The following is a 22,258-nucleotide window of genomic DNA, read 5'->3' as shown; positions in this document are numbered from 1 at the left end:
ACCTCATAAAACAGAAATCATGTTCGCTAAGGAGCTCCATGATTTCTAGAGTTTCATTTCCATTGCACAAAAAGAAACCTTCCATATCTCATTTGTGCAATTAATAAAAGTATCGTTAAAATATCATGTTGAAGCCCGAATCCGGCAATCAAAATCGTTTTTTACAAATTTTATAAAACGCAAAGGAGGAACATTTATGTATACTTATCAGACGAAAGGAACCTGTTCAAAACAGATCGATATTGAATTAGATGGCAACATCATCAAACATGTAAAATTCTACGGTGGCTGTGACGGAAACCTGCAGGCGATCCCAAAACTGGTAGAGGGCATGACGATTGACGAAGTAGAGAAAAGGCTGAGCGGCATCTCCTGTAACGGCCGTCCGACTTCCTGTGGTGATCAGTTAGCAAGAGCCTGTCGCGAGGCATACGAAGCATCCAAATAATTCGTTTTTGTTGTACTAATTGTTTGTTTTATTCTCAACTTTCAGATAATTTATTATTTATTTAAAAATTTTAAAATTTCTTGTTGACAAACCTCATTCTATCTGTTAATATAAAATCAACAAAAGAACAGAAGACAAATAAAAAACAAGGAGGTACAGTCCAATGGGAACATAAGACTACAACGAAAAAGCATTTAAGAATGGCAGTTTTCATAATCTGAAATTCAAAGAAGGATAAAAGGATAAAGTCGAATACCAATCGAACAAAGAACTTAACAGGAAGAGTTCATAAGCCGGAAAGAATAAAGATTTTGGAATCCGATTTCAAAAATGAAAAAAGAACTTCAGCACCTCGTGAAAAAGCTGAATTCAAAAAATCTCCAACACAATCGCGATTGGATGATTTATAAAAAATAAAAACAAGGAGGTACGGTCCACCAAAAACGTAAGCTAAACCCAAAAAGAAACACAAGAAGAAAGTGAGGACAGTCCATTGGATTATGAAGTTTAAAGGCATCATCTTTGAAGAACTTATTCAGAGGTGGTGCTTTTTTTGTGTGATTTTTTATGTCTGCTTTTAGCGGCAACTGCTACCCTGCATATCTGACGGATACATTCTGACTCCATGCATACGATCCACGCATAAGCTGAGAGGTATCAGCCAGGGATGCACACCTTGACATTCTCCCTGCGGATTGCTATAGTAGCAACGTTAACGTATAACTACATAAGATTATAGGACACAGGAGGTTTTATTATGTCCAATTTTTTTGCTTTTGCAACAAAAAACAGCTGGGATGAAGATGTCTTTCAGCTTACTACCGGTGGTATTCTCACCATTGTTGCACTAATCGTCATCTTAATCGCAGCTGCTCTTTTTATTCATAGTCGTAAGGGCTCCCACAAGCTTTCCACAAAGCAGTTAGTATTTTCTGCTGTTGCTATGGCCCTTGGAACCGTAACATCTATGATTAAGCTGTTTCACCTTCCAATGGGCGGCTCCATTACGCTGTTCAGTATGCTGTTCATTGTATTGATCGGTTACTGGTACGGTCCGGAAGTCGGTATTATGACTTCTGTTGCTTACGGACTTTTACAGTTCGTCATCGATCCGGTCTTCTATTCCATTCCACAGTTGCTGGTAGATTATCCTCTGGCTTTTGGTGCATTGGGATTATCCGGTTTCTTCCATGACTCCAAACACGGACTGATCAAAGGCTACATCGTCGGTGTGCTCGGGCGATATGTCTTTGCATTTTTATCAGGACTCTTATTCTTTGCTGCATACGCAGAGGGAAGCGGAATGAGCGCTCCGGTTTATTCCTTAGTTTATAACGGATTCTATTTAATACCGGAAGCCATCATCACTTTAGTGATCATTGCAATCCCTGCTGTCAGCAAAGCATTGCAGCACATCCAGCAGCTCGCCCGTGAATAATCTACAGATCATCCTTTAACTGCTGGTATACTTCGGATGTCTTCTCGTCTTTATCGGCTGAGAAGATATAACATCCGTCTTCCGTCTGAATCAGGATAAATGCCTGATTCTGCGGATTGACATTCATTCGGCATTCGCCAAATCCTTCCACATTATAGATTCCTCTTTGTAAATTATCCATACCGGTTCCAAATACTTTACTGTTGCTTGGAAGTTTATCTAAGAACATAATAAACTGCATTGTATCGACATCTATCGTGTAATTCGTTCTTGTCTGTCCCGATTCCAGGACTCCGTCTTTATAAGTAAGTGTCAACGGAAGTGATTGTGCACGGACTAAATATACTCCAAATACCAATAACAGAGCGATCAGTACCCAGGCTAACACGCTCAGGAATTTTCCCATTGGTTTTGCATGGTTGATACAGGTTCCGACTCCGATCTTTTTTTCGCCATTCAGACGCGTATCACCCGGATTATAATAAAAAATTCCATGTCTCCACTGCTCATCGATCTGTGGAAGGGAACATCCATCCATATAATGATGTTCTGCTTTCAATGTTTTTACTCTGGCATTCGCAACCCAATATGGCAGATAGCTGCATACGACCAACAGTAAAAATAGGATCATCCAGAGCAATACCTGTACGGTTCCATTGTCTGTTCCAAACATCACTGCCGGCGCAGCCACAAAGATCACTGTGAAAATTCCCAGCATCGTCATATATTTTTTCTGAACCCCTTTGATCTCCTCGTTTTCTAATTTTTCATTTGGAACCGTAATTGAAAAAATCTCATTTTCTCCCGGATTCTTTGCTTTCCACATAATTCCAAACTGAGCGATTAATACGATATAATAACAAACTGCAATGATAATGCTGACGTTCATGCCAACTGCTCCTTTCTACTACCTACTCTGCTTTTTATGATCAGCGTCCCTTCATGGCCGCCTTACATTCATACATCTTCTGATCTGCCCGCTTGATCGTATCGTGAATATCATGATCGGACTTCTTATCATACGCTGCATAACCGGATGCTACAGACATTTTATTTTCAAAAAATCTTCCATTCAATGCCTCGATCCTGTCGTTCATTCCTCTTCGCAACTCCATGAATTCTTCTTCGGTAACACCTTCTGTTACTGCACAGAATTCATCTCCACCGATCCGATAGACTTTTCCATACATACCGAAAATATCCTGAATGATCTCACTGCATACAATAATGTAATAATCTCCGGTCGCATGACCATGTGTATCGTTAAAATATTTCAGATTGTTCAGATCGAACATAACTGCTGCCGACTTCTGTGTTGCTTCATATGACATCAAATCATGTTCAAATGCCGTACGGTTAGAAAGTTTTGTCAGTGCATCGATTCTTGCTTCCTTCGAGATATTTTCAAACTGCTCACCTAAACGCATCAGGTGAATGGAATTCTGAAATACAATGCAAAGCATGATCACGATATAGGCCAGTAGGGCATATCGGCTCAATCTTGCAGAATCCACCGTCTCACACTGCAGATAACGTACCATATCATATCCCACAAAAAACAGAAGTTCACCCAGACACAGCCCCTGTATGATCATTCTTCTTCGTTCTTTTTTCTTACCCTGTACAATCCGTTTTCCAACGATCCAGAGCATCCAGAGGAATCCGATACCGTAGACAACGTATGCCATCCATATGGTTTCCCTATAATCTCTGATCCCCAAAAACTGCAGAACCGTTGTCACTACAAGTATCACCACATTGGCAACACAGATTCCATCATATATCTTACTTTCTTCTACTTCACAGAAATTTTTCACAAATGAAACCAGTGGAATTAAAAGCATCTGGAATACGATAAATGCCACCTGATTTCCCCTCACATTCTGGGCATAGATCAGAGAGATGATCTGTGTCTGAATACCGGACCAGAATGCCACAACAATAGAAAACACTCCCAGCCAGTATAAATAATCCGGCACATGGAGTTCCCGCTGGAAATACATCAATCCGATAATAATTGCCAGTCCAATGGCAAACATCAATATTGATGCAAATAGAGCCAAAGAACGGTCTGTAATAATATCAACGACAATCTTTGCACTGTCGCCATATATAATATCCGGAAGAGTCTCTGCTTTATCTTCGTAGACCGGTTCTAACTCAATGGTTAGTGTCTTTCCTGCATACTCCGACGAAAGATTGATAAAAGTCCAGGTTGTTCCCGGTGTCTTACTGGTTTTTTCATAGTCCTTTGGAATATTAAAAGAATAGACCATTTCATTATCCACATAAGCATGTATCACATTATGTCCCATATAAAATGCTACCGTGTCACCATGTGCAATCTCCTGCGGAAGCTGTTTTTTTAATATGAATTTTGTCTCATTATTTTTTCTTGGAAGTGTATCGGGGAGCTCCTTATAAAACTTTTCCTGTTTTCCTATCTGAACTGTCCAGTTGTCATCGTAACTTCTCTGCTTCGCATTCGTAAGGGTATTTCCTTCATCTTTTGCGCTTACAATCAAAACAACGGCCAGTAGCAATCCGACAATGGCCGTTATAATATATTCTTTAAAAAACTTCATATGCTCACCTGCTCCTGTGTCGCATATAGCTTCCTATATGTAACTGTAAATTTATATATATTGTACCATAGACCCCCTGTAGATTCAATGAAATAATGCCCTTTCCGGCAGTTTCCCCGCATTTACAATCCGTCGGTTTTCCTATATTTACGTTCATTATTGCGCGACTTTTTATTGTTTTTTTATTTAATATTTATCTTTTTATTGTTTTCACATAAATTTCACAATTTTATTAGCACTCATCTATTGACAGTGCTAATAATCAGTGCTATAGTTCTACTTGAACAAAGGAAATAGAGAAATAAGAAAATCGAAACCGAGTTCAAACATAACTTCAACACTTCGGATTCTCCGACAGTGCTTAAATATCAACAACGTCATAGAAAGGAGACATGACTTATGATGATGCCTAGTATTTTTGGAGAAAACTTATTTGATAACTGGATGGACTTCCCATTTGAAGATGAATTCTTTGGTAAGAAGAATCCTCTGTATGGAAAACATGAAAAGAACCTTATGAAGACAGATGTCCGCGAAACCAAAGACGGCTATGAAGTAGACATTGACCTGCCGGGATTTAAGAAAGACAATATCTCAGCACAGCTTCAGGATGGTTACCTTACCATTTCTGCCAGCAAAGGTCTCGATAAGGATGAACAGGAAAAAGACGGAACCTACATCCGCAAAGAGCGCTACAGCGGCAGCATGAGCCGTAGCTTCTATGTAGGCGAAGGCGTTACCCAGGACGATGTTCATGCAAAATTTGAGGACGGAATCCTCAGACTGAGCCTTCCTAAGAAAGATGTAAAATCTCTTCCAAAGGACAACTACATTGCAATTGAAGGATAATTCTCCTTTAATAAGTTCCTTTCAGAAACATAATCTCTAGTGAAAAATCCGGATGCCGACTGGCACCCGGATTTTTTTATCAATCTTTCTTATAACGCCACATAATGATTGCCGTTACCAGCATTAAAATGCTGATCTGTATTCTCCGCAGACCGGCTTCTGCAAAATAACAGGTAATGTATGATTTTTCCGTTAGCACTCCCCCCGGGAATACGGCGATACCGGATGCGACTTCTATCAGCACATTCAATCTGCCAATGCACCGGACGGCACATATCCTAATCCGTTCATACCGCACTCTCCTTTCATTTCATTCTGATCTTTATCGTTTTTAGATTAACACCTTTCGAAAAATCCCGTCAACATTTTTCACGCATCTGATAACGGAAGGTCAGATAGAAGATGATTCCTTTCGCTACGGAGGTCAGCGTCAATGCCCACCAGATTCCATCCAGACCTAATGAGGTACGACTTAAAACCATTGCTAACGGAATACGCATAGAGGTCGCCGTAATACTGATCACACTGCACAGTTTTGTCTTGCCAAGGCCGGACAACGCTCCGATCGTCATCAGTTCCACGCACATAAATGCTTCGCTGAATCCGATGATGATCAGATAACTGATGGCTATTTCCATGGCTTTTTCTTCATGGAAAAATACTCCGGCTATCGGCCCCGGAAAAATAATAAATGCCAGCATGATCAAAGCTCCCCAGATAGCTACCGTCCAAAAGGAGATCCGATAACCCTCCTGCACACGGTCCATTTTTTTCGCACCATAGTTCTGACCGACGAAGGCATTTAATGCCGCCGCAAATCCGTCTGCCGTATTCCAGGAAACAGATTCTATCTGTCCGCCCACCCGCTGGGTTGCGATCGCTTCTGCACCAAACGCTGCCACCATTCTGGTCAGCACCATGGAGATCATACAGTATACCATTCCCTGTATTGCCGTAGGACCTCCGATCTTACAGATGTTTCCAAGTTCTTCTTTGGAAAACGGTTCAAAAAGGCGGATTCCTTTGAGTACATTTTCTTCTTTTTTCGAGCGGAATACTCCGACCATCATCACAAGCATAACGACGAGCTGTGCGCTGACCGTCGCAACTGCTGCTCCCGCCACTTCAATCCTCGGAAACGGCCCTACTCCTAAGATTAAAAGAGGATCTAATAACAGGTTGATGAGCAGTCCGATAAAGTTCGCCACAAACGGTGTCTTAGAATCTCCCTGCGCCGTATACAATCCGGTCAGTGTCAGGTTTAAAAAGGAAAACAGGATCAGACCGCAGGTGATGCGCATATATATTTTTGCATCTAGGATTGTTTTTACACCCTCTAATTTAAAAAATCCGACCAGCGGATCTGTAAACAACAGACTGACTGCCGCAAAGGCAAGTCCTAAAAGGATTGAAAGCTGCACGGCTGTCTTAGCATACCGGTGTGCCTGCTCTTTATCTCCTCGTCCAAGACACTGTGCCACATGCACCTGTCCACCCATACGGGCAAGTGAAGCAAGTCCCTGTGACAGCCAAACATACATGCCGCCGACTCCCACCGCTGCCACTGCCTTAGAGCCTAACAGTCCGATCCACGCCATATCCGTGATATTATAAAGTGTTCCTAAAAAGGAAGAGATCATGATCGGCACCGCCAGTCCGGTCAGTGATTTTAAGATCGGCCCCTCTGTAAGCGGAACCTGTTTTTGTATCTTCATTTGTATTGCTCCTTCTATATGATCAAAATTTCTCGTTTTTTCATTTCAGCCACGGAATAGCTTAAATCATTTTGTCCGATCTTTCAATATCATTTTACTTCCTTTTCTTATAAAAAGGGTATGACTAACTGTTCTTTGGCTCTTGATGTTGCCACATTGATCAGTTCTTTATTATTTTTTAACCAGTCATAGGTGCCCTGCCCGGTCTGCTCTGTCAATGCAAGTGAAAAAAGTACAACATCCTTTTCGTCCCCCTGAAAGGCATGGACTGTGCCACATGGTACATCTTTCATACCGTTTTCCTGCAACATGGCATGGATCAGCTCTTTTTGATTGGTAAACGGTGTGATCACACCGATACTTTTATCGGGATTATCTTTGATAAACTCTATGATCTCTTCCGCTTCCCTTGGTGCGGTATTTTTGTAATTCGTGGTATTCCCTGCAATATTTTTAAATATCAGCGGTGTATCTGCCTGACTCTGACTGTTGATCACCAGTTTGTTGTTATAATATTTCTGATTGTTAAATGCAATGATCTTTTCATTGCAGCGATAATGGTGGCTGAGTAAAATTTCCTCACTGACCGCATCACAGGCTAAATACGTTTTATAGATGGAATTTTTGATATAGTCGTATTCTTCCGTTACGCTATATATTTTTTTCAATCTTTCATTATCTGCCGGATGCAGCAAAATGACCGGACTCAACTGCTGCGGATCGCCGACTAACATCAGACTCCGCCCTCTTATGATCGGCACTAAAGACATCGCAATGTTTCCCTGGCTTGCCTCATCCATTATGACCATGTCAAAGTAGGTTCCCGGCTCTCCGAGTTTATGTGCCGATATGGATGTTGTCGCAATGATCGGAAAGATCTTTTGGAATTTTTTTAAGTTTTCCGCTTTTCGTATATAAGCATTGAACTGCTGCACTTTTTTCTTTTCGTCTGCACAGTTTATGATTTCCATCAATTCCTGATTCTTTGGTTCTTTGAGCCGCTGGATGTATTTTGCCGAAGTATAATACAGATATTTTTTAAACATTTCTTCATCTTCCACAACCAGCTTTAATGCCTCTTCATCGGTAATGTCTCCGATCTGCGCCAGCTTTTCACGGACTTCGGCTAACTGCACGCCCTGTAAGTCCGTCTGAAACATCAGATGTTGATTGGAATCTGCCATTTTTAAGATGGCTTCTTCTCTTTCTTTCAGTTCGATTTTTTCTTCATGTCTTTGCAGAAGTTTTGTCAGCTTTTCGGTTCGCTTTGTCTTATCATCTTTATTTCTTTCTAAGGTACTGTCGAAAATAGCGAGGTCTTTCGTCCTTTCGTACAAATCCCTCATGTCATTGAGTGCCTGCAACACGCAGTTGTCATTTCCCAGACGGATGATCGGAAATGGGATTGCACCTTTGTTTCGATATGGTATGGATTTTAATTTTTCACACACGCCATCGATCGGATGATTGTTATAGGACGCAAACAAGACTGTCTTCTCGTTAAAGAAAGCAGTCACCATTGTATTTACGATCGTATTTGTTTTGCCCGTTCCGGGAGGCCCTTGGATGTATGCCAATGGATACTTCATCGCATTGTGAATCGCAAGGAGCTGATCCAGATTGATTTTTTTATCTAAAAGTGTGATCGGATAGTTCTTACGCCGATCCACCTGTTTTAAGAGTTCTCCAAAAAATGCCTTGATCGGTATCGTCACGTTGTCCGCTTCATACATTTTATGAATGGCTTCATACTCCTGATGCAGATCGACCATGACATCCCTGCCAACGGCAATGAGATATGGCATATCATCCACACCGTTGATCTGAGGATTCGATCTTGTTATTTTGTCTTTGATCAACTCCTGATTTTCTTCAAAGTGATTTAACAGTTCATAATCATCTGCATCTAAAAATTTTCGGATGCTGAATTTCGCTTCCGGTCTGTTTTTTTCTAAGGCAAACTCCATGCATACCGTAATCTCATCATCCTGCCTTAAGGTACGCTTTACCACATCCAACCGTAATTTTCTATATGCCAGCACATAGATCCCTTTTTGTGTATGAATGCTCATGACGTTAATGGCAAGCTGTTTGATGGTCTTCTTCGACGCTGCATTTTTTACGCCATATTGAAATTTTCTTACGATCTGTTGAAACTGTTCCCTGCTCAGATGATAATTGCCATGCCACTCGCTGTCTAAATGTTCTATCAACACATATTCTGTTTTATATGGAACGGAATCCATCTTGTTACAGTCCACTAAATAGTTTAAAATCTTCAAATTTGCAACGTGATCAAACACTCTCCGATACTTCACCGGATTACCGTTAATATCGTCTAAAAGTTTCTGATCCGTTTCAAAATAAGACCCTTCAATGACTTCTGATGACAAGATGGATTCTATATAAATGTATAACTCTGTAGTTGTGTAATGTTTCAGATGAAGTCCCATGACCTTCATCGTTTTTTTTACCGGATTGATATCTATGATACCAATCCAGTATTTTGTGATTTCTTCTTTTCCGTTCTTATATTCTATGCTCAGCCATTTTCTTTCATGGATGGCCCGGAAGATATTTCTATTCGCCATGATAATTCTGATTTACATAGTCATAAATAGCTTTGTTATCCTCTAACATACGACAGCCGACAATGTAAGTTCCCTCATTATCTGTGATGCGGATGACATGTCCTCTTAACGGCATATCCTCTAAGAAAGTAAAGCCTTTGGTATGAACTGTGATCAGCGTATCCTTTGTATCTAAGATTGCTTTATCCTGTGTCTGGATCGCATATCCGTTTGCACTGATGTTTAACATCTGTCCTTCACAAACATGATCTGAACCACTCAGTCTGATCTCACATGCTGCCTTCAATGGCATACGAGGATATTTTCTACGATTGACTACTTTCGGATTGCCATTGACTGCAATGCTGTATTTGCTATCTCTGTATACAACCTCGGTATCATCCCAGCCATAGACATTGTTATCTACAATGATCTGTACCATATACTTCTGTTTCCGGTCATAGCTTAACTCTTCACCTTCGCACTTCAGGCTGTCCACCTGCAGAGCTCCTTTTTCATCCACATTGGAAATAATACCCTTGTACTCTTTCTTAGGCATTGCACCTTCTTCATATACACTCAGGTACATACCCACTTTCAGGTCTTCCTTGCCCATGAATCCACCGGAACCAAGGTCTTCGATCAATGTTCCAACAGTTCCTTCGATCAGGATGATGTTTGAAGATGTTTCATCATATTTACTACGCATTACCTTTACAGTTTCGTCTGCTACGGAAATGTTCTGCGTCATCAGTTCTACTACTTCATTTACCTGATTCATGTTGTCAACCATGTTCTGGTTTGAATCCTCTACCTCGCCCATCGCATCATTGACAATTCGGATGTTTTCACCTAACTGTATGGAGTCCGTTGTGATGGAGTTGACACTCTTATCTACGATCATTACATTTTCTAAGTTGGTTGCAACAAGCTGTAATGTCTCTGTAATGGACTTCGTCATTCTGTCACTGGTCTGCTCTAATTTCTGCAGCGCACTACGGATACTGCCGGAGGATACCTGTGTCTCCTCACTCAGCTTACGGATCTCTTCTGCCACAACCGCAAAACCTTTTCCTGCTTCGCCTGCTCTGGCTGCTTCAATAGATGCATTTAACGCCAGTAAGTTGGTCTGGCTGTTGATCTCCTCTATCGTACCTGTTTCCTCTTTTACCATTGTAAACTCAGTACTGAATTCTTTCAGATTTTCTTCAACTTCTTTTGACAGGTTTGCCATTGCATTGGTACACTGAACTACTTCTGACAACTGTCCGGAACTGGTTTTTGCATTTTCTACGGACTGCTCCATAAGCTGCACCATTTCTTTGATGAGGGCAGCTACATTTTCTACCTGTTCACTGATCTTATCCGTTGCTAAAATGGATGACTGCGTCCGCTCATTCAGCACTTCATTATTAGATATCAGTGATTCCATATTTCTTACAACATCGGTAGCACCTTCCTGATTCTCATCAGAAAGTTCACGCACTACATTCATTCCGTCTACAATGGAATTACTTGCTACTTTTACTTTTTCAATACTATGTACTACACGCTCTAAATTGCCCTTTACTGCATCGAGCATTGCGCCGTCTGACTCTGCTAAATGTTTGATTGCCCAGGTGTAACTTAAATATACCAGTATGACGCAACCGAACATGATCTCATAGGATACGATATCATCATGTGTAAATCCGGTTGTGAACCAATCCTTTATAAAAGTCACTATGACATCTATCAAGTTCATAACTCCACATCGAATCATCAAACTTCGATCTTTATAAAGCACCAGCATACTGACTACCGGAAACGCGTATGCAAATGCAATATGGTAATATGACGTAAACAATAGGAAGAAATAGAATATAAAATACCCTACTGCAACCATATGCTTACAGTTGTCATAATCCCAACCTTTAATCTTTATAAAAATATAGGTAAATACAAATGGCACCCAGCAGACAAAACAGAACAGAACTGTATATGGTACTGTTCTTGCACCTTTGACACATTCGGCTATATATGCTCCCGTCAGTGCCAGCCCTATGATTACCCACATTCGCAGTGCCTTTTTGTTGGCACTGATCTTAAAATACTTCTCATCGTAATCCATAAATCTCCTCCTAAGTTCTTTTTCTTTGCATATACTTTTTCTCGCTACGTCCGTTTCCTTTGTCATGCATCGGAATGCCGACATGCCTTTCCTTTATTTTACTATAATTATGCGGAATATGCTATCTTTTTTTGGAAGGGATTGTCATTCACTTTCTGCTTCTTAATTTAATTTTTCTGCCCACTCTGCTTCTTTGAATCCAATAAGCACCGTATCACCATTTACAACCAGTGGTCTCTTTACTAACATTCCATTCGTTGCCAGTAATTTTAGCTGTTCTTCTTCGCTCATCGTTGGCAGCTTGTCCTTAAGCTGCATTTCTTTATAAAGAATACCGCTGGTATTAAAAAACCTCTTAAGTGGAAGTCCACTCTTATTATACCATTCCTTTAATTCTTCATAAGATGGATTGGTATCCACAATGTGTCGTTCTGTGTATTCTATGTTCTGCTCATTTAACCACTTTTTAGCTTTTTGGCAGGTTGAGCATTTAGGGTAACATATAAAAATCATTGACTGTTCCTCCTTTTTCTTTATTAACTATATGAATATTATTTATTAAGCAGCTATTTCCATTTTCATTACAAATTCTGATAAAGCAAATGGTATTCTATTGTCCCATCCGTTGCTCAAGCATTTCGATAATCTTTTCTTTTTCCCCACTACCATTGGTCATAAATCTCAATAACGGGATTTCATACAACTCCATGATTCGATTTTTCAGCAAATCTCTTGAAGCCTGCACGGTATGTTTTTTGTGGTATTCATATCCATCCACTTCAATCGCTAACACCGGTTTTTTACTAATTCTGTTATATATCAGAAAATCTAAATGTGTTGCCGGATTCATTGCATACCGACATTCTTCTTCACTTAAAAATTCCGGGTTTTTGATCAACATATTCAAAGGAAAATGGCAAACAACATCCAGACTTGAATACTTGCTATCAGAGAGAATATCCTCGATCAACGAATACATCAGATTTTCTGAATCATACGCTGATATCTTTTTGTGTTTCTGCAAATATGCTTTTCTTGCCTCTGTATACTGCTTATAAAGATAATCAAAAATAGAATATATTTTACTTTCTACCACCTCAAAATTGTTATATTCAATATAATCTATCAAATCTGTTATATTGCGTTCTTTTGATTGCTTATTTCCAGTTACCACCAACATTAATTTCTTTTTTGCTCTTGATACCGCAACATTGATCAAATATGGATCATCTGTGAAATCAGATATCTCATCATCTACTGTAGATATGATAATGCATTCCATCTCTTTACCCTGAAACTTATGTACGGTAGCAGCATCAATATCTGTTATCTCCCGCTCCAATGCCTTTACCTGATTTCTATATGGTGTAATAATCCCCGTCTCCTTTGAATTCAAATCGTATTTAGGTATAATCTCATTTTTAATAACATCAATCTGACGTTGACTATAATGGTCACGTTCATGATTTCCTTCTACTGTTTTTACTACTGACAAAACATCTTCTTCACCATGATCTGTTGTCATTATGATCAATTCGCCATGATAGAATTTCTGGTTACAAAAATTAATGATTTTAGGGTGGCATCTATAATGTTCCCGTAACAATGTTTGTGTTACATTTGGCATAACATCTAACATTGATTGTAAAAAGCTCTTTGTATACTGATATCCTTCACTTATATTAAAACGATCAAATATCTCTTCTGCTTTGAGTTTTATCTTCCTCCCAACCATATTCGGAAGTTGCTTTGTATCCCCTACGATCACAACATTTCTCGCACAGGAAAGTGCCAATGCACCGGTTGCAACATCTACCTGTGATGCTTCATCCATGATAAGATAATCATATATGACATCCGTATTCAGGCTATTCCTTGAGGAAAATGTTGTGCTTAATATAACTGGATACTCCTTCAAAACATCGTATGGTTCTTTCCACAAATCATCTTCATTAAATATTTTTCGGTTATTGTTTTTTTCATATTTTCTTGCCAGCTTGTCTTTTAACACAATCATTGACTGATTGCATAAATCATCCAGCAAATTCTTATTCACATCGTTTAGATACTTCTCAACACCTGTAATCTCTGCGGATAACTCCGAACGCTTTGCACGATAGTACATAGCCTGAAAAGTTGTAATTATCTTTGAAATATCCTGTCTATAGAAACTCCAATCTGCTACTCCATATTTAAAAAAGTTCTTGATCTTAAACCAAAATCTTATTAACTTTTTCTCTTCCGAAATCAACTGGTACTCCTGCCACAATACCATCCAATCTTTAGAAGATAATTTTTTCTTAAACTCTATACGATCTATATTAACATCTGACTCTTCAACATATTGATCAAAATATTCCTGCTCTGTAACTAACTGTGAAAGTTCCTGCTTTAAACATGCCAGTTTCTCCTGCTTATCAAAAACAATTTTTAACTGTTCAGATTGCTCTGCTATCCTCTTTTGCAGATCATTCGAATTTTCATCTGTTTTCCAAGTGGAAAAATCCGGATAATTTGTATCCTGCTGCTCAATAAATATCTTTTTGTTCTCAGAACTGCCTAATATCGCTGCAACAAAACCTAGATCATATTGGGGTAAAGATAATTTTTCATATACATTTTCCGTTGCTGAATTATTATTAGATACTATCTGTACCGTTTTCCCTTGCATCAATATATTGGCAATAATATTTAATATCGTCTGTGTCTTTCCTGTTCCAGGCGGTCCCTGTATAACACTGATCTGATTTTCTAAGGCATTTTTCACAGCCCTATACTGACTGTTATTGCATCCAAATGGAAAAATTGGTGTACATTCACGCCTTCTTTTTTCACCTTGCACTAAAGATGGATTTAAATACTTTGCTAATGCTACATCATTACCCACAAAAGAAATCTTATCAAATCTCTTAGACAATAATTTTTCATTAGCATTTTCATCATCAAAAGTAATTAAATCCGCAATTTGTTTTATATATTCAAATACATTTGCAGACTGACTTTGCATAAGACAGGATTCCGTAATATCCAAATCACTCTTCGGATAATCTCCTTCTCTTCCATTGCCAAAGCAAATATGCCAATACAATCCCTGGCTACTTTTAAATACATATATCTCTTTAATATCAAAGAATTTCCGTCCTTCTCTGCTAATACGATACATATTAGGATTTAAACTTTCCGGTTCAGTTAGCTTTTCTACATTCTCATTCGCATACGAGTATGTTTTCCCATTATTAAATGTTACATCCCATTTCTGAGTCTCTTTATTATACTCACATGACATTATTTCAGATGTCTTTACTTCGCCCTTGATAAGGATCAGATTATGTTTTGTGTTCATTTGTTCCCCGTTATTTCTTGTTAACTCACTGTTTTTCCTAGAAGCATTTTCTCCATGGCAATGTCCTGATATCTATCCACATCGGGAACTGCCTCCTCTAATAATCTGGCAAATTGTTTCATAAAAAATTATTTTTCTATTTCTGAATTTTAATATATCATTTGTTGTTTCTACTAACAAAAACACTGCAAACATACATATTGCGATATCTACGATATATATGCGAAAAAAGAAACTATACCTGCAATTGTACCAAACAAAGTCCCCATTACCAGCGAAATCACTCCAAATACCAAAGAAGCACTTAAGGAAAAATTAATTATCATGCTTTTATCCTTTTCTTCTATTGATTGATCTTTTAAATTTTCTGCATCAATTAAAAACTGTGCTCTATTATCCTTTACAACAGACCATATTTCCTTCTCTAAATTTATGTAATCATCTACATTCTTTATTTCCCTATATTGAATGTTATGAAAAGTAACCTCAGCAATATGTTTTGAATAGTATCCCCTCTTGTTTACTCTATTCATTACTTTTGTAAATAAATAATTCATTTTACCTCACTCCCATCTATAAATGTAAAACCATTAAATTTTTTCATCCTACTAAAGGATATATTTCAAAACTACTGATTTCTAATCGTTTCATATCTAATTTGAAAAAGCTCACTCTGATATCCATATTGGCTGACAAACATCTTTATTAAGATGCTCACTAAATTCCCATTGATACTTTGCTTCTTTCTCTAGCTTTTTATTAAAATACCGCCCTATCTACTCTTCGGAATATCCCATTTCCTGCATCACGCCATGAATCACACTGCGGATATACATTGTATAGTAACTCCAGTTGATATTTCACATATTTTAGGAAATTTAATAACTGTTATATTTGATTATCAAATTCTTCGCAAACCCTTGAAAATACTAAGTTTGTAGCAAGTGAACTTTCCCTTACTCTTTCCCTTGTGTTACATTTTCCCATTGCTTTTCATGAACCTTAATATGGGAAAAATTAAGGGAAAGAAAATTTCATAACACAATATAACATATAACAATAACGACATGGTGAACTGATTGAAATGTTTTCGATATTTAACTCTGTAACTGATTATCAAAAGAAAATGGAGATAAGATACGATGAGAACAATTTATGCAGAATATAATATAAACCACGATAGTATTGATGTTTACACAAGTGCTGGATATATGCTTCGCATTGATTGCTGGGAAGCTGAAAAAAATTTAAAAACCACATATGGATCAGAATGTGCGCTTACTTCATTGGCTGTGGATGAGCCTTTGGAATATGCAAGATTATATCTTGATGGCAATTTACAGATGTGGGTGGATACAGAAGATTCATTAGAACTTTATTAAGCAAGAAGTGAGATAGTGTTGTAGGGAGTTTCCTGTAGTTAAAGATACCACACCCGATATGATGAACCCACGCTTCTACACTACCAGCTATGATAAAAGAAAGGACAGCAATTTGACACTGCTGTCCTTTCTTTTATAAAATTGCAGTACACAGAAAAAAGCTGTAAAATGAAAAATATATTTGTCCTTGTAACAATTCTCGGACATTTGCCTGTTATACTATCTGCAAAAAGAAAAGGAAGTGATAATATGAAGCATATTTTAATTGTCGAAGATGATAATCTTTTGAATAAAACGCTTACTTATAATTTGGAATTGGACGGTTACACAATAACTTCTGTTCTGAATGCAAGGACAGCCGCTGAATCATTAAAAACAAACATTTTTGATTTGGTATTGCTGGATATAAATTTACCAGACGGAAATGGTTATGACCTATGCCGTCTTATCAAGCCAGAGCATCCTGATACAGTAGTTATATTTCTAACTGCCAACGATCAGGAAAGCAATCAGATACGGGGATATGAAGCTGGTGCAGTGGATTATATCACGAAACCTTTTTCGATTAGTGCTTTGCAGCGAAAAATCAAAGCCATGTTCGCTATGTTGGAGCATCACAAACCAGCTAAGGATATTTACGAGGATGGTAGCTTGTTTCTGGATTTTTCGGAACAATTTGCAAGTTTGAACGGGAAACCATTAGCACTTTCTGCGATGGAATATAAAATGTTGAACCTATTTCTTAAAAATCCGAAGCAGGTACTTACTCGCCAACAATTTTTAGAAAAACTGTGGGATGTTGATGAAAAATATGTAGATGAACATACCCTTACTACTTCTATCAGCCGTATTCGCAGTAAGATTGAAGCGGATGGCGACACATATATCAAAACGGTTTATGGTATGGGGTATCAATGGACAGGAGGCGAAAAGAAATGAATCTGAATAACCTTTCTGCTAAGAAAATTTGTAGACTGGTTAGTGCTGGCATGGTTTTCTCTATGCTGGTAATTACCGGTATTTTCGGCGGTATAATGCAGGATATACGAATTTTTATAGTGGGTGGAACATTGACACTCTGTGCGTTTTTCTGGATTTGGCTATTGGTGCTGATTTTTGGAAAACGCCTTTCTCATTTTACTTCTAATTTGTGCCGGACGCTGGACAACATGATTGATGGAAACGAGGAATTACAAAAGTCAAATGATAGTGAAACTCTTTTTGCCCGTATCAACCACCGCTTAATTCGGTTGTATGAGATTATGCAGAAAAACCGGCACAAGGTAGACATGGAACGACAGGAGCTTCAAATGCTGATTTCTGATATTTCACATCAAGTTAAAACGCCTGTCAGCAATTTGCAAATGGTAACGGACACACTTTTAACAAAGCCTGTTTCAGAAGAAGAACGGATGGACTTTTTACAAGGCATACGTAGTCAGACTGATAAACTGGATTTTCTGTTCCAAGCACTGGTTAAAACGTCCCGGTTGGAAACCGGAGCAATACGATTAGAAAAGAAAGACAGCAGCTTATTCCATACGCTTGCACAAGCCATGAGCAGTATTGTATATGCCGCAGAGAAAAAAGAAATTGCTGTATCCGTGGATTGCCCGGAAAATTTGATAATCTCCCATGACAGCAAGTGGACAAGCGAAGCCCTTTTCAATCTGCTGGACAATGCAGTAAAATACACTCCGTCAGGTGGAAAGATTTCTGTATCAGTGGTTCAGTGGGAAATGTACGTAGAGGTCAAAGTGACCGACACCGGCAAGGGCATTTCAGAAAGCAATCAGGCTGCCATCTTCCGGCGCTTCTATCGTGAGGAAGAAGTACACGATCAACAGGGTGTGGGAATAGGTTTGTATTTGGCTCGTGAGATTGTAACAAGGCAAGGGGGCTATATCAAGGTTGTTTCAGAGCTGAGGCAAGGCTCAGAATTTTCTATTATGCTTCCTGTAAGGTAAGATATAACCACTTTTTTTGAAATGTCCGAGCGTTGTAACATTTCACTCTGATTTTCGATAAAAATTTTTTCTATCTCGGACATTTGTGTAACATTTGTGGTTTACAATGGCTTTATCAACAGATAGAAAGCCTTGAAAGGAGCATTTGAATATGAGCATTTTACAAACAATCGACTTAAAGAAGTATTACGGCACAGAACCAAATATTACTCGTGCCCTTAATGGTGTAAATTTTACTGTGGAACAGGGAGAATTTGTTGCCGTAGTTGGAACTTCCGGCAGCGGTAAGTCTACATTGCTTCACATGATGGGAGGACTTGATACCCCCACTTCCGGCAGCGTGATTGTACGGGGAGAAGAACTCGCAAAAAAGAATGATGATGAATTGACAATTTTCCGCCGTCGTAACATCGGATTTATCTTCCAAAATTATAATCTGGTTCCGATTTTGAATGTATATGAAAATATCGTCCTGCCTGTGGAACTGGATGGCGATACAGTAGACCAGAAATTTATGGACGAAGTTGTGTATATGTTGGCTTTAGAAGATAAACTGGAAAATATGCCGAACAATCTTTCAGGCGGTCAACAGCAACGTGTAGCGATTGCACGAGCTTTAATTACGAAGCCTGCGATTATCCTTGCTGATGAACCGACCGGAAATCTTGATAGCAAGACCAGTGCAGATGTGTTAGGGCTTTTGAAGCATACCAGCGGAGAATTTAATCAGACCATTGTAATGATTACTCACAACAACGAGATCGCTCAACTCGCAGACCGCATTGTACGGATTGAAGATGGTAAAATTGTTGGCTAAAGGAGGTGGGAATTATGAATTATCCTTTTGAAAATGATACCAGTGCAGTAATTAAAAAATTAGCACGAAAAAGTGTGCGTTTTGATAAGAAGAAAAACTTATTTTGCCTTTCGGCAATTATTGTAGCCGTTGCTATGATAATGATGTCGTTGCTCACAGTGCAAAATATCATTTATCAAAATCAGAAAGAAATCGAAGGATTACATCAAGGGATTTTCTTTGACATTACGCAGGACAGTAAAGAAAAGTTGTTAGCAAACGAAGAAGTAAAAAGTGTAGGACTTTCCTGTAATATCAAAACAGTGAAAGAAAATTCTAAAGAACTGTCTCTGATTTATTATGATGATGACATGCTTAGTTTGATTCCTGCCTTTGACGGAAAATATCCAGAGAAAGCAAGTGAAATTGCTGTTACAGATGCCTTTTTTGCCAGTGAAAATAAGTCTCCGGAAATCAACGCCATAGTTCAGTTGAATCTGGATGGTACTTTGAAGAATTATACTATTGTTGGTATTTATCATGATAAAACTTCTACCGCTTATCCTGTTTTTGTTTCACTTGAAAAATGCCGGGAATTACGTGGAAATAACCTGCTTAATGGATATGTTTGGCTTGAAAATGCAGATACCCTTACAAAAGACGAAGCAACAGAAATATTATCTCAAATTTCAGAGGAGACTGGACTGAATAATTGGACAGTCAGCAGTTACTATGATTATGTAAATACAACTTTGTCCTTCAGTAATTATGCGGTATATGGTGTAGTTGCTGCCATTTTGTTTTTAGCTGCCGCACTTGTAATTTACAGCATTTTCTATATTTCGGTTGGACAAAAAGTTGCTGAGTTCGGACAGCTTCGGACAATAGGGGCAAGTAAAAAGCAAATTTATAAAATAGTTCTTAAACAGGGTTATATGCTTGCAGTTCCGGGGATTTTAATTGGTAGTATCATGGGAACGATCATCAGCTATTGTCTGCAATCAAAAGGCTGGTCAGTATTTGCATTTATTGTTTCTCTATGTGGCGCATGCCTTTTTGGAATACTGCTTGTTTATATTAGTGTTCGTAAACCAGCAAAAATTGCAGCGAATACTTCTCCAATTTCCGCCCTGAAAAATCCAGTGGGAATTGTAAATTACCGCACTCACAAAAGACATCGTATTACGCCTGTATATTTAGCGAAAATCAGCTTTTCCAGAAACAGAAAAAAATCTCTATTGACCATTTTATCATTGGGACTGTGCGGAGTTATATTTTTCCTTGCAGCAAGTTATCAGAGTTCTTTTAATGCCGAGAGTATGGCTCGTTATTGGGATATGAAGTACGGAGATTTCAAAATCAGCATTGATTTAGAAAACGAAAGTGAAAATTTGGATGCTCTCTTGCAGAAAGAATATTTTTCTGATTATGTAAAGCGTGTTGGAGATATAGAGGGAGTTAGCAATATATTTACTTATGCTACCGTACCAGTTGATTTCTCAACAGACAATGATATTTCAGATAGCACCTTGATGCTCGGCTATAATGAAAAGGATTTGGCGTCGCTAAATGCAGCGGTTTTGTCTGGAAATATTACTGATGATACAGAATTAGTTGTAAGTGATCCCGAACGTATTTATGATGTTTACCATTGGAAACCTCAAATTGGGGATACTGTGACCTTTAATTTCAAAAATCATAGTGGTAAAACAATAACAAAAGCATTCAAAATTGGTGCAATCACTTCCAGCAATGATGGAATGGGTGGCTATATTTTCAGAATGCCGGAAAATATGCTCAAAGAACTTGCAGGTTATGACTGTACATACGCAATCGAAATACAAGCAGAAGCTGAATATCAGGAGATAATCGAGCAAGAACTCAAATTACTCGTTTCTGACAATAGGGATGTTCGCTTACAAACCCTTCAAGATTTTATTGTAGAACACCAATCAGACAATCGTGCAGGTTTTACATTAGCTTATGCGATTGCAGCCATCTTGTGGATATTTGCGGTCATCAATCAAATCAATCTTACTGTGACAAATCTTTTATCACAGAAACAGGAAATGGGCACACTAAAATCTATTGGTATGACAAATAAGCAGTTGAAGCAAGCATTTATGATGGAAGGTCTTTTTACTACTTTGATTGCATTGCTTATAACTGCTGTTGTTGGAATCCCCGGCGGATATGCAATCGGTATATTTTTGAAAAATGCAGGCATGTCTACGGGATTTGTATTTCCGGTTGTTGCTTTTACTCTTTTTGCTGTTGCTATGTTTATGCTTGAAAGTTTGATGACAATATTGCTTATTCATTCATGGAAGAAGCAATCTGTTATTGCAATAATGCGAAATTGATGATAGAAAGCTTTTCATATCTCGGTCAGCTCCACAATTACATTACTCTGCTGATACAGCCAGTCCGTAAATTCTTTCGGGCTGGCTGTTCCTGTTTTTACAGCCTTTTTTCTCTGTAATACTTCTTTTCATACAGTAAATTTTCACTAGGCTGGTATGGAGTAATTTTACTGTCTATACAGTAAGTTGAAAATACTAATATGGTCTTTTTTCTAACCAAACTTTAAGATAACATCTAATTCCAACATATGCGCCCTGCGAAAGTACGAAAAGCAATAGAAGATTTACTGACAGTACTTTTTTGATTGATTCTCCAAAATAAATGACAATAGCAACACTTGTCAGTATCATTAGTAGAGTAATAACATCCCAACAGTTTTTCTTATATAATTCTATAACCTTTATTTCTATCAGTATCGCCAGCATCCCTGTTCCTGCCATACATATTCCTACAATCAATATTAGCAATAACCAATATACCATTCCGGCTATAAAAGCATTTGGAATTTTTGTACTAATCTGTGCCGCAGAATGCCCGGCATCAATCGTCCATCCGACAAAGGTTTGTATGAATGATGCTAAATCATTGAAGAATGATTTACAATCGGAAAGGAACACATCTGACTGTACTGCCTGAAAAAGAGTGGTTGTCAGCGAATACCATGCAAGAAGGAACAAGGTTGTTTGGAACA

18 protein-coding genes are annotated in these 22,258 nt (G+C 38.4%); 8 read left to right on the top strand and 10 right to left on the bottom strand.

The features are described 5' to 3' along the window. Window positions 1-196: 196 nt before the first annotated feature. Both WMO43_RS10720 and WMO43_RS10715 read left to right on the top strand, forming a co-directional pair. A complete protein-coding gene (locus WMO43_RS10720) occupies window positions 197-448 on the top strand; it encodes a TIGR03905 family TSCPD domain-containing protein (protein ID WP_353531160.1) in 252 nt (83 codons plus the stop codon). A gap of 757 nt (window positions 449-1,205) precedes the next feature. Continuing rightward, window positions 1,206-1,886 (top strand): energy-coupled thiamine transporter ThiT, encoded by a 681-nt coding sequence (locus WMO43_RS10715; protein WP_353531159.1) that lies wholly within the window; start codon window positions 1,206-1,208, stop codon window positions 1,884-1,886. A 1-nt stretch (window position 1,887) separates the two neighbouring features. On the opposite strand, the gene WMO43_RS10710 is transcribed toward WMO43_RS10715, so the two are convergent. Beyond that, window positions 1,888-2,775 carry a PH domain-containing protein gene (locus tag WMO43_RS10710; RefSeq protein WP_353531158.1) on the bottom strand — a complete coding sequence of 296 codons (888 nt, stop codon included), beginning with the start codon at window positions 2,773-2,775 and terminating at the stop codon, window positions 1,888-1,890. A gap of 40 nt (window positions 2,776-2,815) precedes the next feature. Continuing rightward, a complete protein-coding gene (locus WMO43_RS10705) occupies window positions 2,816-4,471 on the bottom strand; it encodes a GGDEF domain-containing protein (protein WP_353531157.1) in 1,656 nt (551 codons plus the stop codon). A gap of 399 nt (window positions 4,472-4,870) precedes the next feature. Between WMO43_RS10705 and WMO43_RS10700 the strand changes: the two genes are divergently transcribed. Continuing rightward, the gene (locus tag WMO43_RS10700; protein ID WP_353531156.1) at window positions 4,871-5,320 is read left to right on the top strand and encodes an Hsp20/alpha crystallin family protein; all 450 of its coding nucleotides are present in this window, start codon (window positions 4,871-4,873) and stop codon (window positions 5,318-5,320) included. 79 nt (window positions 5,321-5,399) lie between these two features. On the opposite strand, the gene WMO43_RS10695 is transcribed toward WMO43_RS10700, so the two are convergent. The 7 genes from WMO43_RS10695 to WMO43_RS10665 form a co-directional block, all read right to left on the bottom strand. After that, complete coding sequence (locus WMO43_RS10695) at window positions 5,400-5,564, bottom strand: hypothetical protein (RefSeq protein ID WP_353531155.1); 165 nt, start codon at window positions 5,562-5,564, stop codon at window positions 5,400-5,402. 115 nt (window positions 5,565-5,679) lie between these two features. Continuing rightward, window positions 5,680-7,035 (bottom strand): MATE family efflux transporter, encoded by a 1,356-nt coding sequence (locus tag WMO43_RS10690; protein ID WP_353531154.1) that lies wholly within the window; start codon window positions 7,033-7,035, stop codon window positions 5,680-5,682. Window positions 7,036-7,142: 107 nt separating this feature from the next. Continuing rightward, complete coding sequence (locus WMO43_RS10685; RefSeq protein ID WP_353531153.1) at window positions 7,143-9,626, bottom strand: DEAD/DEAH box helicase; 2,484 nt, start codon at window positions 9,624-9,626, stop codon at window positions 7,143-7,145. Then, window positions 9,616-11,715, bottom strand: coding sequence for a methyl-accepting chemotaxis protein (locus WMO43_RS10680; protein WP_353531152.1), 2,100 nt, complete (start codon window positions 11,713-11,715; stop codon window positions 9,616-9,618). Before WMO43_RS10680 ends, WMO43_RS10685 begins: the two co-directional genes overlap by 11 nt. A 162-nt stretch (window positions 11,716-11,877) precedes the next feature. Continuing rightward, entirely contained in the window at window positions 11,878-12,228 is a 351-nt protein-coding gene (locus WMO43_RS10675; protein ID WP_353531151.1) for an arsenate reductase family protein, read from the bottom strand. 97 nt (window positions 12,229-12,325) lie between these two features. Continuing rightward, window positions 12,326-15,058 carry an AAA domain-containing protein gene (locus WMO43_RS10670; protein WP_353531150.1) on the bottom strand — a complete coding sequence of 911 codons (2,733 nt, stop codon included), beginning with the start codon at window positions 15,056-15,058 and terminating at the stop codon, window positions 12,326-12,328. A gap of 209 nt (window positions 15,059-15,267) precedes the next feature. Then, the gene (locus tag WMO43_RS10665; protein ID WP_353531149.1) at window positions 15,268-15,615 is read right to left on the bottom strand and encodes a hypothetical protein; all 348 of its coding nucleotides are present in this window, start codon (window positions 15,613-15,615) and stop codon (window positions 15,268-15,270) included. A gap of 585 nt (window positions 15,616-16,200) precedes the next feature. Here WMO43_RS10665 and WMO43_RS10660 point away from each other — a divergent pair. From WMO43_RS10660 to WMO43_RS10640, 5 genes are all read left to right on the top strand, one after another. Continuing rightward, the gene (locus tag WMO43_RS10660) at window positions 16,201-16,440 is read left to right on the top strand and encodes a DUF6061 family protein (RefSeq protein WP_006859036.1); all 240 of its coding nucleotides are present in this window, start codon (window positions 16,201-16,203) and stop codon (window positions 16,438-16,440) included. 249 nt (window positions 16,441-16,689) lie between these two features. Then, complete coding sequence (locus WMO43_RS10655) at window positions 16,690-17,379, top strand: response regulator transcription factor (protein ID WP_009265522.1); 690 nt, start codon at window positions 16,690-16,692, stop codon at window positions 17,377-17,379. Then, entirely contained in the window at window positions 17,376-18,407 is a 1,032-nt protein-coding gene (locus tag WMO43_RS10650) for a sensor histidine kinase (protein ID WP_006859034.1), read from the top strand. The genes WMO43_RS10655 and WMO43_RS10650 overlap by 4 nt, the downstream gene beginning before the upstream one ends. Window positions 18,408-18,558: 151 nt before the next feature. Continuing rightward, a complete protein-coding gene (locus WMO43_RS10645) occupies window positions 18,559-19,224 on the top strand; it encodes an ABC transporter ATP-binding protein (protein WP_006859033.1) in 666 nt (221 codons plus the stop codon). A 14-nt stretch (window positions 19,225-19,238) separates the two neighbouring features. After that, window positions 19,239-21,566: an ABC transporter permease gene (locus tag WMO43_RS10640; protein WP_006859032.1), complete on the top strand. Its 2,328-nt coding sequence runs from the start codon at window positions 19,239-19,241 to the stop codon at window positions 21,564-21,566. A 195-nt stretch (window positions 21,567-21,761) separates the two neighbouring features. Here WMO43_RS10640 and WMO43_RS10635 read toward each other — a convergent pair. Continuing rightward, window positions 21,762-22,258: DUF6040 family protein (locus tag WMO43_RS10635; RefSeq protein ID WP_353531148.1), on the bottom strand; the 497-nt coding region annotated here is incomplete at its 5' end.

Source organism: Maccoyibacter intestinihominis (assembly GCF_040096355.1).
Lineage (GTDB): Bacteria > Bacillota > Clostridia > Lachnospirales > Lachnospiraceae > Maccoyibacter > Maccoyibacter intestinihominis.
Note: the sequence above shows the minus strand (reverse complement) of the source record. Positions and strands in the feature narration are given on the sequence as shown.